This window comes from Acidaminobacter sp. JC074, assembly GCF_022496765.1.
GTDB lineage: Bacteria > Bacillota > Clostridia > Peptostreptococcales > Acidaminobacteraceae > JABXKX01.
This window is the reverse complement of sequence record NZ_VANV01000017.1, coordinates 1-13329: the sequence shown is the minus strand read 5'-3', so window position 1 is coordinate 13329 and position 13329 is coordinate 1. Positions and strand designations below refer to the sequence as shown.

Below are 13329 nucleotides of genomic sequence, written 5' to 3'. Positions count from 1 at the left end.
GCTATAAAATATCATGATAATAAATGCTAAACTTCTCATCCTGTAGTATACTAACTTGAAAGGAGTTTTTAATGATTGTCATTTTAGGTATATTGTCTCTTGTTATCGCTTTACTGTTAGAAAGTAGATATTCATATATTACAAGGTTTCGAAAAACTAAGTTTGGGAAAATATTTTTTGGCAGTAGACAAGCCATATTTTTTTCACAATTCACCCTGCTATTTATCATTGCTGGCTTAGTATCGGTCTTTAGGATGCCAGTTAACCAGTTTGATGTAATTGTAGGATTAGTTGGTGGACATTTAATAGCCCTTATCATTGTGGCCCAAAGAGAAGACCTCAAATAAACTGTTATGCAGTTTATTTTTTTTATTTAAAAAATTATTTATCTTTTGTTTATTTTCTATCAACTCAGGCTTTAACTCTAGGATTTATGATGGTTTTAGAATAGAAAGTAGATAGGAGAAAACGATGAAAAAGATGACTTACCTAGATCAATTAGAAGCGGAAGCCATATATATTATGAGAGAAGTAGCCTCTGAATGTGAGAATCCAGTGATGCTTTATTCCATAGGCAAGGACAGTTCAGTTATGTTGCATTTGGCTTTTAAGGCTTTTTACCCAGAAAAGCCGCCATTTCCATTTATGCATATAGATACGACTTGGAAGTTTAAAGAGATGATTGATTTTAGAGATAGAAGAGCCAGTGAACTTGGTATAGAAATGCTTGTTTATACTAATGAAGAAGGTGTAAAAAATGGTATCAATCCCTTTGATCATGGCAAAGATTATACAGATATCATGAAGACAGAAGCTCTTAAGATGGCTTTGGACAAGTATCAGTTTGATGCAGCCATCTGTGGTGGCAGAAGAGATGAGGAAAAATCTAGAGCTAAGGAGAGGGTGATTTCTCATAGGACAAAAAATCATATTTGGGATCCTCATAATCAAAGACCTGAACTCTGGAAACTTTTCAACACAAGACTAAAAAAAGGTGAAAGTCTAAGAGTCTTTCCTTTGTCGAACTGGACAGAAAAGGATATCTGGCAGTATATAAAAAGAGAAAACATTGAAATTGTACCTTTATACTTTTCAAAGCCTCGAGACTTTGTTGAAAGAGACGGTAATATCATTTGCATTGACGATGACCGTATGCCTATTTTAGAAAGTGAAGAAGTCAAAAGAGGAAAAATCAGATTTAGAACACTTGGGTGCTACCCCTTAACTGGTGCTTGTTACTCAGATGCAGAGACCTTGGAAGAGATCATTGAAGAAACACTGGGTGCGGCACTATCAGAGCGTTCTACAAGAGTCATTGACAGCGAAGAGGCTGGTTCTATGGAGAGAAGAAAAAGGGAGGGCTACTTCTAATGAATGAAAACAAAGATGTACTTAAGTTTATAACATGTGGTTCTGTAGATGATGGTAAGTCTACCTTGATCGGTAAGATGTTATTTGATGCAAAGATGATTTATGCGGACCAAAAACAGGCTTTAGAGCTAAGAAGTCAGGCTTCAAGAGATAAGAAGGTGGATTACTCCTTATTACTGGATGGTTTGATGGCTGAAAGAGAACAGGGGATTACCATTGATGTAGCCTATAGATACTTTGCTACTGAAAAAAGAAACTTTATAGTGGCTGATTGTCCTGGCCATGAACAATATACAAGAAATATGGCTGTCGGTGCTAGTTTTGCGGATTTAGCTGTACTCCTCGTTGATGCCAGGTCTGGCGTTTTAGCTCAAACCATACGACACTTAAATATTTGTGGCTTGATGGGGATCAAACATGTTATTTTAGCTGTAAACAAGATGGATTTGATTGACTACAATCAGACTAGATTTGAAGAGATTACTAGGGATTTTTATAGATATACATCCAATATGAACTTAATCAGTGTTCATGTCATACCAGTTTCTGCAACAGAAGGTGACAATGTAACAAACAGGTCAAACAAGACACCATGGTATCAAGGACAAACACTCTTTTATTACCTAGAGCATACTGATGTATTAAGTCAGATGTCGAATCACTTTTCAATGCCAGTTCAAAGGGTTACAAGACCAGACCATACCTTTAGAGGCTATCAAGGCTGTGTGGAAGAAGGCTTTTTAAATATAGGTGATGAAGTTATGGTCTATCCTGAAAAGCATAAGGCAAAAGTCACAAGACTTTTTTCTGGTGATACAGCATCTAAAAGTGTCATGAAGGGCCAAGCCATCACTGTGTGTTTGGATAAAGAGATTGATATCAGAAGAGGGCAGGTAATTTCAAAAGCTGATTTGATGACAACGGATTTGTTCAAAGTCAATATATTATGGATGGACAGGGACCAGCTTAAACTTGGCAAGAACTACCTTTTGAAGATAGGCACTAGAATGGTGAACGCTTCTATCGCAAGCATTGATTATCGCATTGACATACAAACAGGCAAACATTTGTCAGCTAAAGAGCTCTTTATGAATGAACTGGCTAGGGTGACCCTTATGTTAAGTGAAAAAATTACCATAGACACTTTTGAAAAGACTGAGGCTTTAGGATCCTTTATTTTGATGGATAGAATGACCAATAGGACGGCTGCATGTGGTGTTGTGATTGATGAGATAAAACGATCTGAGCATATCACATGGCAGGATATAGACATTACAAGAGAAATAAGGGCCAATCAAAAAAATCAAACTCCTAAAACAATATGGTTAACTGGATTGAGTGGTGCTGGCAAAACAACAATAGCCAATGCGCTTGAAAGAAAATTAATTGCCATGGGCATGCATACCATCTTATTAGATGGTGACAATCTTAGACATGGCCTTAACAAGGATTTAGGATTTGACCAGGTAGATCGTATAGAGAACATCAGACGTGTATCTGAAACCTGTAAACTTATGAATGAGGCGGGACTAATTGTTATTGCAGCTTTTATTTCGCCCTATGAAAATGACAGAAAACAGGCAAGAGTTATTGTGGGTGATGCCTACAAGGAAGTATTTTTATCAACACCTTTAGAAGTTTGTGAAGACCGTGATGTGAAGGGCTTGTACAAGAAAGCGAGAAAGGGAGAAATCCTAGACTTTACCGGTGTCCATACTTGCTACGAAATACCACAAGGGTCAGACCTTTCTTTGAATACCGAGACTGAATCTGTTGAGGCTTGTGTTGAATCGATTGTTCAAGCTTTTTTTAAGGAGTACAAAAATGACTAAAAGAATATTTATTTCATCCACAGGTCGAACGGGGACCCAGTTTTTTTCAAAGTATCTAAAACGTATGATAGACAATTCTGTTTCACTGCATGAACCAGGGACACCATGGCTGTCAAAACCAGATCTTTTAAAAAAGCAGCTAAAAGATTATGGCCTTTATCATATGACCATTGGTCAGTCAAAGAATACACATTCCATGTACAAACTCTCTAGAGATTATCTTGCAGAAGAAGTCAGCAAAAAAAAGGCAATTGATAATATTATTCAGATCAACAGACAAGTAGAAAGCCTTTATGAATCAGAAAATATCGTCTACTCCAGTGGCCATATTTATGGCTTACTGGGCCTGCTTGATGAGATATACAAGGACTCTAGATTCATCTTTATCATAAGAGATCCAAGGACTTGGATAGAATCGGCTATGAATAAGACCGAGTATTCCCTTTATGGACCTGTAGAATTAATTTTTAGAAATATTAGTTTGAAGCCTTCTTGTTTTTATGATGATCCTTACAAGCACTGCTGGCACAAGCTTTCAAAGTTTGAAAAATACTGCTGGTATTACAGTAAACTCAATGAGTTTGTACTGTCAGATATGGCTGAAAAAGAAAATTTCAAGGTATTTAAGTATGAAGATATATTCCTTTCAAACTTAAGAACCCACCACTTTAAGGAACTCTTGGATTTTGCAAGTGATTTTGAGTCTGGTCCAGTAAAAACCTCTTATTTTCCAAGTCTTTTAAACAAAAAAGTTGATTCAAAGTCTAATGGTGATGCTTGGCAATCATGGGATGTAAAAAAGGCAAAGATACTTCATAAACATTGCGGAGACTTGATGAAAAAGTTTGGCTATGGTCATGAAGAACTATGGATGGATATGGTGATGGCAGATGATTGATTACAATTACCTCATTGTTTTACTGATAGCAGGACTAATGGCCGGTATTATTACCGGCTTAGTTGCCGCTTCAGCATCTGTTATTATGACACCCATCTTAACGATTTTTTTGAAAATGGATGTTTATTCAGCCCTTGGTATATCTCTGGCAGCGGATGTCATAGCATCCTTAACAACCACTTATGTGTATCATAAACATGACTGCGTCGCTTATAAAAAGTCCACTATATTAATACTTGTTGCGGTCATCTTCACCTTGATTGGTTCCTATCTGACTCATAACACATCAAATACACTACTTGGGGTGGCTTCTGGTATAGGCATATGCATTTTAGCATTTCAATTTTTAAAGGGAAATTTTACTTCGAGGTTAAGTACTTTTAAGAAGAATCCGATCATAGGAAGAATTTTAAAAAGACCTCAAATATTTATTCTCGCTTCAGGGATTATTATTGGCCTTAATACAGGTGTAATGGGAGCAGGCGGTGGTGTCTTGATACTTTTTACAATGATCTTATCCTATGACATGGAAATGAAAAGAGCCATAGGCACATCTGCTTTTGTGATGATGGTAATCGCCTTTTGTGGTGCGGCCATTCATTTTTATTATGGAACCTTTACCCTTACAGATACCTTATTTGCGTCGTCAGGGGCTTTAACTGGCGCTTTCTTAGCTTCTAATTTTGTTCATGCATCTAATGAAAATAAGCTTTCTAAGATAGTTGGTACTATTTTTTCTTGTATAGGGACAGTCATGGTAATCAATCAGTTGCTTTAGATTTTAGATTTTGTTTATACTTTTTAGATAGCCAGTTTAGATGTAAGTCTTACAATGAAGTAAATAATATATGGATTGGAGAAAGTGATGAAAATTTTAATTGCTACTGACTGGTATATGCCTGTAGTAAATGGTGTTGTGACGTCTGTAAGAAATCTTAAAAGTGAACTTAAAGCCAAGGGGCATGATGTAAGGATTCTAACATTAAGACAATCTAGTCACCAAGAAATCGAAGACACATATTATATAGACTCTGTAGGTATAGGCAAGCTTTATCCCAACGCAAGACTGGCTAAATCCTTAGGCAAGCATGTAATAGATGAAATCATCCAGTGGGGGCCTGATATTGTTCATACGCAGGCTGAGTTTAACACTTACGCCTTCGCAAGAAAGATAAGAAAGAAACTAAATATCCCATTAGTACATACATATCATACAGTTTATGAAGACTATTTGCATTATATGCTTGGTCTTAAACCACTTAACAAGAAGTTTGTGGTTAAGTTTTCAAGAAGTGTTTTGAATCGTACCGATCATATAATCGTACCAACCAATAAGGTAAGAAGATTACTAGAAACCTATCAAGTATCAAAAGACATTTCTGTCATACCATCAGGTGTGGTGATGCCATCTGATGAGAGATACGATCCAGAGTGTTTAAGAAGTAAGTATAATATTAACCCTGATGATAAGGTGCTTTTATACTTAGGTCGTTTGGCTGAGGAAAAAAACGTAGAGGAACTAATTAAGTTCTTTAAAAAGTGTGATTTAGATAGGGTAAAGCTGATGATTGCAGGTGATGGACCCTATAAATATAAGTTAGAGGAGTATGTGGCTGACTTGGGTATCAAAGACCAAGTGATTTTTACAGGTATGATTCCTTCAAATCAGGTCTGGAGATATTATGATCTAGCTCATGTATTTTTAAGTGCATCAACAAGTGAAACACAGGGGCTTACATACATTGAAGCCTTAGCCTCTGGAAGGCCTTGTATATGTAGAAAAGATTCATGTATTGAGGATGTGATCATCAGCTATTACAATGGCTTTCAATACGATGACTATGAAGATTTTAAAGTCTATTTAAATAAGCTGCTTTATGATGGAGACTTCTACTTAGACCTATCACTCAATGCTAAAAAACATTCAGAAAAATATTCATCTGCAGTGTTTGGAAGTGCTGTTGAGACTTTATACAGTCAGGTGATAAAGGAGTATGATCAAATAAGATGACTAAAAAGCTTATCAATGGTTTAACAATTTTAGGTATGATTTTATCTCTTTTATTTCTTATTTATGGCTACAATCAAGGCCTTTTTACGTCACAGGACAAGCTGAATGCCTTTTTAAACGGCTTTGGATATTTCTCTGTTGTGGTCTTTATCTTGTTTCAAGCCATACAGGTCGTCATACCCATTTTACCTGGAAGTTTGGGATGTTTGGTTGGTGTCATATTTTATGGTCCAGTTTATGGATTTGCCTATAATTATATTGGCATCTCTATAGGGTCTATTGTTGCTTTTTACCTTGCTAGAAGGTACGGTACTAGCTTTGTCAAATCCATTACAAAGCCTAAGGATTATGATAAATATTCCAAGTGGATGAATAGCTTAAAGAACTTTGACAAGTGGTTTGCTCTTTTAATCTTTTCGCCCATAGCGCCAGATGATCTGCTCTGTTATCTTGCTGGCTTAACAAGAATCCAAACAAAGAAATTTGTGACCATTATTTTAATGTTTAAGCCTTTTAGCATACTGGCTTACAGCATTGGATTAGATTATTTGTTTGGCCAAATCACAAGATTGTTAGGTGCCTAGTCTATTTATGGGTATAATGAAGTCAAAGGAGCATGTATGAGTATTAGAAAATTAATTTTAAGATCCAACACATTTATAGTTTTATCTTCTTTGGTAGCCTTGTTTACAGTCGTTATGCTGGTGATTTCCATATTTTCAAGAGATGTTATCAGAACAATGGACAGGGATTTTTCAATAGATACTAATTTGTTTGTTGTTGATGATATTGTTAGAGATTTTAACACAAGTAACTGGGATGCGTTAAGTGATCAACTTGCCTTATATGACACCTATTTATTGGTGCAATCAGATAAGAGTCAGGTTTATAACAATCTTAAAGATTTCATAAGACATTATGATTCAACGAGTGAGTTTTATGAAAGAATTATGTCCTTTGAGTATGATGGAAAAGAGGCTATTTACAATGATGATAGAATGTCAGCCATTAGACTCATGAAAGAAGTAGACGGTGTCTCCTATGATGTTCTGGCCATTATGATTAAGGGGGAATGGGACTTAAGCATGGCAGACCCTGCTCAAGTTCAACAACTTGTTTTCAATTTTTTTCTAATAGGCCTACTCTCGATTGGGGTCATTATTGGCCTGAGTCGTTTGTTTACAAAGGTCATGGTTAGAAAAATCATGAAACCAGTAGACCTTTTGATGGCTGGGGTAAAGAGAGTTGAAAACAATGATTTTACTGAGGATGTTATTTATGACGGTGAACTAGAGTTTAAACGTCTCTGTGATGCCTTTAATGAAATGCAAAAGAATCTATTAGAAGAAATTCAACTTAACACTCAACTAGACCAGGCTAGAACCAATATGATTTCTGGGGTATCTCACGATTTAAGGACGCCACTTACATCTATAAAAGGTTTTTTAAAAGGCATGAAAGATGGTGTTGCCAATACTGAAGAGAAGAGGCAGCAGTATGTGGATATATGTTACAATAAGGCCTGTCATATGGATGACTTGTTAAATGAGCTGTTTTATTATTCAAAATTAGAAAGTAAGGCCATGCCTTTTAACTTTGAACAAGTAGACTTAAATGCCATGCTCGAGCATTTAGTAGAAGCTAAGAAAGTGGATTTAGATGAATTTGTTTCATTGATCTATCATAAATCTGATACCAAGAAGCTTTGCCAAGTGGACACTGACCAGTTTTATAGGGTCTTTACCAATCTTATCGACAACTCTATTAAATATGCAGGTGTCAGTCCACTTGAAATTGTTGTCTTAATAGATGAGTTTGATGATAAGTACCATCTTACATTTAAAGACAATGGTTTAGGTGTTGAGGATGAAAAGTTAGAAAGTATTTTTAATCAGTTCTATAGAGGCGATGAATCAAGGTCTGGCACAATAGAAGGTAGTGGTTTGGGTTTATATGTCAGTCAGCAAATTATTGAGCGTCATGGTGGCGAGATATCTGCTGAGAATAACCAAGGTCTAAGTATTTTGATTAAATTACCGATTGGAGGAAGAGATGGCTAGGATATTAGTTGTAGAAGATGATCCTGAAATAGCAATGCTTGAAAGCGACTATTTAGAAATAAATAATTATGATGTGGAAGTATTAAGTGATGGTTTAGAAGCTGTCTCGGAAGCCTGTAGCGGCAAGTATGACTTGATACTTTTAGATGTTATGCTACCAGGGCAAAATGGTTATGAAATATGCAAAAGCATAAGAAGTAAGATAGATATTCCGATTCTAATGGTGACTGCTAAGACCGAGTCCATAGATAAGATACGTGGGCTTGGCTTAGGAGCAGATGACTATATCTCAAAGCCGTTTGATCCTGCTGAGTTAATTGCAAGAGTAAAATCACATATCTCACGTTACAATCGACTGCTTAAAAAGACAGCTGACGAGGAGATCATTCATGTAGGTGATATAAAGATACTTTCAAAGTCATGGAAGGTTTATAAGGGGAGCAGTGAGATTAAGTTTACCAATAAGGAGTTTGAACTTTTAAAGTTCTTGGCTTCAAATGCCAATATTGTTTTTTCAAAGGAACAACTTTTCGAAAAGATTTGGGGATTTGATTATATGGGAGATTCTGCAACAGTCATAGTTCATATCAACAGAATAAGAGAGAAACTGGGAGATTCTAAGGAGATATCTTTAATAGAGACAATTTGGGGTGCTGGTTATCGATTAAACATATAGTAAATGACATGCTTGAATCTTTGAAAAATGGGTATGTTTTATATGAGAATCTCTATCAATTGGAGGATGATGATATGAAGTATACATGTGAAGTTCTTATAAACAAGCCGCGATCTGAAGTCATAGATTTGTTTGACAGTGTAGATAACTTATATAAGTGGCAAGACGGTCTAAAAAGCTTTGATATTTTAGAAGGGACAAAGGGACAGGATGGCTTGAAAAGCCGGATGGTTTATGCAAACAATGGCAAAGAGATGGTTATGACTGAAACGATTGAAAAATTTAACTTTCCAGATCAAATGATTGCCATTTATGAAGCAAATAATGTTTGGAACAGGTGTGATAATAAGTTTGTTGATCAAGGTGATAAAACCTTATGGATCATGGAAACAGAGTTTGTATGCTCAGGCTTTATGAGACTGATTACCTTCTTTGGTAAAAAAGCTTTTATTAATAAAACAAGTGAAGATATGAATGCATTTAAAAGATTTGCAGAAAGACAGAGATAGCTTAGGCTGTCTCTTTTTGTGTTGTTAGGCTATACATAATTGGGTGATTTGCTCCAATGTCTATCATAAATGATTGATAGTTTTATATAGGGGTAGTAAAACCATGATGAGGAGGGATTGTATGAAGTGGTTTTATAATTTGAAATTATCCGTTAAGTTAATCAGCGCCTTTGTAATTGTAGCACTTTTGGCTGCGGTTGTGGGTGTAGTAGGGTATTATAATTTGCATCAAATTGGCAATCAAAAAATGATTGCTGTAGAAAGCCTTTTAAGAGTTCAAGAGTCTTTTACAAGGATCAACGGTTTAGAGAACATGGTCATATCTCCAACGCTATCTATAGCTGAGAGAAAAAATGTCCTTGCTGAAATAGAAGTTGTAGAAGACACCATGAACGAAGAAATAACACATTACTTATCACTGGATCATGCTGATGAAGAATTGACAAAGTGGAGTAGTGTGCGTAGTGACATCGACGCATACTTATCTAGTCACGAGACTTTGGTTAAGTATGCTGCAGAATCTAATGCTTACATGATTGAGGACCCAGTTTCCTTAAGATACATAGTTGCAACAAGGGAAAGAGACCATTATAAGTGGATCTGGCTTTTAGAAGATGCCATTATTAATGAAAGTGAGTTTTCAGGACAATTAGATGGTGATAAATGTGCATTAGGGACGTGGTTGTCAGGCTATACAACTGAGAGCCCAGAACTCAATGCGGTCTTACACGAAATAGATTCATATCATATGAAGGTCCATGAATCCGGTGAAGATATCAACAAGATCATCTTCGATGCAGATGAAAACAAGTCTGAACGAGCTTATAGAGTGTATAAAGACAGCACTTTACCGAATATGACGAAAGTACTTGAGTATTTGGTTGAAATAGATCATATGGCTGAACGTTCTGAAGCCTTGTTCATAGCCATGACCGATTTGGCAATTTCAACAAATGCACCATTACATGCAGAGGCTTCTGATGCTCTGACGCTTATGGTGGATGGTACAACTGAGGAAGCATTAAGTGCTGTAAGCAGGTCTTCAACCATGATCACTATTTTTACAGTCATTGCAGCTATCTTGTCAGTGGTACTTGGTCTGTTTATATCGAATGTCATTAAAAAACCTATTTATACTATTTTACAAGCCGCTAATGAAATTGCAGATGGTAATTTAGATGTGGATACCAAAATCAATACAAAAGATGAGATTGGTGAACTGGCTCATGCTTTTGATAAGATGACTGATAACATCAATATGGTTATGACCAATATCAATGCCTCATCTGATCAAGTGGCTTCAGGTGCGACTCAAATGTCTGATTCTTCTATGTCGCTGTCTCAAGGTGCAACAGAGCAGGCGTCATCTATTCAGCAGCTGACGGCATCAACAGAAGAGATTTCTGTTCAAACAAAGGCAAATGCCGAAAGTGCTGAAAAAGCCAAAAGCATATCTAGTCAAACATATGAGTATGCCCAACAAGGCAATCATCAAATGGAAGACATGTTAGGTGCAATGGCAGAGATCAATGAGTCATCTAGTAACATTTCTAAAATCATCAAGGTAATCGATGATATTGCTTTCCAAACCAATATACTTGCCTTAAATGCTGCTGTAGAAGCTGCAAGAGCAGGAGAACATGGTAAAGGTTTTGCAGTGGTTGCAGAAGAAGTTAGAAATCTGGCTGCCAGATCAGCTGATGCAGCAAAGGAAACAACTGCCATGATTGAATCTTCAATCGACAAGGTAAAAGTAGGTACGGACATAGCAAACGTAACATCTGAAGCCTTAATCAAGATTGTGGATGGTGTTTCAGAAACAACAGATATTGTTACGGATATTGCAAATGCATCCAATGAACAAGCTTTACAAGTTGACCAAGTTAATTTGGGGCTTGCACAAATATCAGATGTGGTTCAAACAACATCTGCTACGGCTGAAGAAACAGCTGCAGCAAGTGAGGAGTTATCTGGACAAGCCAATATGCTTAAAGGTCAAGTAGCCAAGTTCAAGCTTAAGGGTGGTAGTCATAATGACTATGATATGGAAGTCCTGAAAATGATAGAAAACATAGAACTTTAAAAATCCACGTCAGTGGATTTTTCTTTCGATTTCTATGAGATTTTCAGTCCTAAAAAGGGTTGGCTGAAGTTGCAAAAAACATAGAAAAATATGTTAAAATGCAGAAAAACATAGAAAATAATTTCAAACATTTTTGTGCAGGTATTAACATGGCTCTTCATTAAATTTAACATGATTTTTGCAATTTTTTCAACGTTGCGAACTTGTGTTCTAGTTTCTTTTTTGATATAATAAAGCATATTTATTTTATTATTATCGAATTTGCTTTTCGCTATATATATATGTTTACTTATATTAATAATTCCTAGATTTATTTATTATTTTTCAAAGGAGTTATTTTTTTATGTCTGTAATTAGATGTTTAGAAGAAAAGTATGGACAATATTTGACTATTAAGGATGTTGACTTCAATTATGGTAGCGAAATGATGGAAAAAATAACTCAGCATTATGGCTATCGTGTAAATAAAGGCTTTAAAATTGAAAAGATCTATCAAGCAGTGTCTTATCGATTTATAAGAAAAAGAAATACATGGTATGTTCATGCATCGCTTGAATATGAAGCACCAAAAGAAGTTACAAGTCCTTATGTAGGGGCATTAGGTGTCGATTTTAATGTCAATCATCTTAATTGCTATCATGTAGATCGTTATGATAATCCAATAAAACATTTTACATTAAAGTATGAGATGTACTCAAAATCATCTAATCAAATAAAAGACATGTTAAACAAAGTAGCTGTAGATATTACGAATTACGCTGAAATCAATGGTTTAATGGTCGTCATTGAGAATTTAGATTTTAAGCATAAAAAACTTTATCTTAAAAGACAGACGAAGAAGTATAAACGAATGTTATCGGGATTTCCATTTGTTAAGTATATGAAAGCTATAGAAAGTAGATGTCTAAGACGAGGTGTAGCATTTAAGTATGTCAATCCAGATACACTTCAAAAGAATGTAAAAAAAAGATGAAACAAGAAGAGTTTGTTTTTTCAGAACTTTTCAAGCAGGTGACAGAAGGGATTGTTATTGTAGGGAAAAATAAGGTCTTATATAAAAATGACAAGGCCATTACTTATTTTGGACATTAGGTCGATCAAGTGTTCAGCCAAGGTATTGATAGACTTCCAATGGAAGATAAAGATGTCTATAAGATAGAAAATGACAGAGTGACTTACTATGTAGAAATTGACAACAAACCCCTCTTATATAAGGGAACAAGTGCTCATATGTATCTGATAAAAAACATAACTTCTACCTATCTTCAAGTTAATGACTATCAAAGAATATCTATGATTGATGAACTGTCAACACTTGTTAACAGACGTGCTTTGATACATGATTTCTCAAGCATGGGCCAACAAGATTTAAAACACACAGTGGTAGGTTTAATAGATTTAGATAATTTAAAGTCTGTTAATGATACCTATGGTCATGACAGAGGTGGTCAACACCCCACGACTAAAGTCACAGGCTTGTACTACGACTGAAGTCGAGGATATGTTTCTATATCCTAGTTGACCAGCTTAAGTACTTAGTGTACTACGTTATTTACATCATGCTACCTGTAGGTGCTCTGCCAGCTTGCAGCTCTAGCGTTACATTTTAAACAGTTTGTAGGGGTGCGGACGGTGAGTGTAGCTTAACAAGTGTAGATAACATTGGCGAGGCAGGCGAGTTTACTCGCGATACCTTAGAGTTTGCTCTAAGAGAAAGGAAATTACTTTATGGTTTTTGTATTAAACAAGAACAAAACACCGCTTAACCCTTGTCATCCTGCAAAAGCAAGATGGTTATTAAACAAGGGTTATGCGGTAGTACACAAAAGAGAGCCTTTCACGATTAGGCTAAAACAATTAATCGTTGATCCTGAAACAAAGGATTATAT

General features: G+C 35.8%; 15 protein-coding genes. All 15 read left to right on the top strand.

All coding sequences use genetic code 11. The features are described from left to right. Positions 1–71 precede the first annotated feature (71 nt). Positions 72–347 carry a hypothetical protein gene (locus EZV73_RS18710; RefSeq protein ID WP_240841929.1) on the top strand — a complete coding sequence of 92 codons (276 nt, stop codon included), beginning with the start codon at positions 72–74 and terminating at the stop codon, positions 345–347. A gap of 124 nt (positions 348–471) precedes the next feature. Then, positions 472–1371: a sulfate adenylyltransferase subunit CysD gene (gene cysD, locus EZV73_RS18705; protein WP_240841928.1), complete on the top strand. Its 900-nt coding sequence runs from the start codon at positions 472–474 to the stop codon at positions 1369–1371. Next, entirely contained in the window at positions 1371–3203 is a 1833-nt protein-coding gene (gene cysC, locus EZV73_RS18700; protein WP_240841927.1) for an adenylyl-sulfate kinase, read from the top strand. The genes cysD and cysC overlap by 1 nt, the downstream gene beginning before the upstream one ends. Beyond that, entirely contained in the window at positions 3196–4101 is a 906-nt protein-coding gene (locus EZV73_RS18695) for a sulfotransferase (RefSeq protein WP_240841926.1), read from the top strand. Before cysC ends, EZV73_RS18695 begins: the two co-directional genes overlap by 8 nt. After that, the gene (locus EZV73_RS18690; RefSeq protein WP_240841925.1) at positions 4094–4879 is read left to right on the top strand and encodes a sulfite exporter TauE/SafE family protein; all 786 of its coding nucleotides are present in this window, start codon (positions 4094–4096) and stop codon (positions 4877–4879) included. Before EZV73_RS18695 ends, EZV73_RS18690 begins: the two co-directional genes overlap by 8 nt. Before the next feature lie 87 nt (positions 4880–4966). Beyond that, positions 4967–6112 carry a glycosyltransferase family 4 protein gene (locus tag EZV73_RS18685; protein ID WP_240841924.1) on the top strand — a complete coding sequence of 382 codons (1146 nt, stop codon included), beginning with the start codon at positions 4967–4969 and terminating at the stop codon, positions 6110–6112. Continuing rightward, entirely contained in the window at positions 6109–6696 is a 588-nt protein-coding gene (locus tag EZV73_RS18680) for a TVP38/TMEM64 family protein (RefSeq protein WP_240841923.1), read from the top strand. The genes EZV73_RS18685 and EZV73_RS18680 overlap by 4 nt, the downstream gene beginning before the upstream one ends. Positions 6697–6732: 36 nt before the next feature. After that, the gene (locus EZV73_RS18675; RefSeq protein WP_240841922.1) at positions 6733–8172 is read left to right on the top strand and encodes a HAMP domain-containing sensor histidine kinase; all 1440 of its coding nucleotides are present in this window, start codon (positions 6733–6735) and stop codon (positions 8170–8172) included. Then, a complete protein-coding gene (locus EZV73_RS18670) occupies positions 8165–8848 on the top strand; it encodes a response regulator transcription factor (protein WP_240841921.1) in 684 nt (227 codons plus the stop codon). Before EZV73_RS18675 ends, EZV73_RS18670 begins: the two co-directional genes overlap by 8 nt. 74 nt (positions 8849–8922) lie before the next feature. After that, on the top strand, positions 8923–9357 hold the full coding sequence (locus EZV73_RS18665; RefSeq protein ID WP_240841920.1) for a hypothetical protein: 435 nt from the start codon (positions 8923–8925) through the stop codon (positions 9355–9357). 121 nt (positions 9358–9478) lie between these two features. Continuing rightward, entirely contained in the window at positions 9479–11440 is a 1962-nt protein-coding gene (locus tag EZV73_RS18660) for a methyl-accepting chemotaxis protein (protein ID WP_240841919.1), read from the top strand. Positions 11441–11783: 343 nt separating this feature from the next. After that, positions 11784–12413: an IS200/IS605 family accessory protein TnpB-related protein gene (locus EZV73_RS18655; RefSeq protein ID WP_240841918.1), complete on the top strand. Its 630-nt coding sequence runs from the start codon at positions 11784–11786 to the stop codon at positions 12411–12413. Next, positions 12410–12532 carry a hypothetical protein gene (locus tag EZV73_RS28705; RefSeq protein WP_255813673.1) on the top strand — a complete coding sequence of 41 codons (123 nt, stop codon included), beginning with the start codon at positions 12410–12412 and terminating at the stop codon, positions 12530–12532. Before EZV73_RS18655 ends, EZV73_RS28705 begins: the two co-directional genes overlap by 4 nt. 9 nt (positions 12533–12541) lie before the next feature. After that, on the top strand, positions 12542–12931 hold the full coding sequence (locus EZV73_RS28910; RefSeq protein WP_240841917.1) for a GGDEF domain-containing protein: 390 nt from the start codon (positions 12542–12544) through the stop codon (positions 12929–12931). A gap of 237 nt (positions 12932–13168) precedes the next feature. Then, positions 13169–13329, top strand: a 161-nt coding sequence (locus EZV73_RS29010; protein WP_369123965.1) for an RRXRR domain-containing protein, incomplete at its 3' end; no start/stop codon positions are given.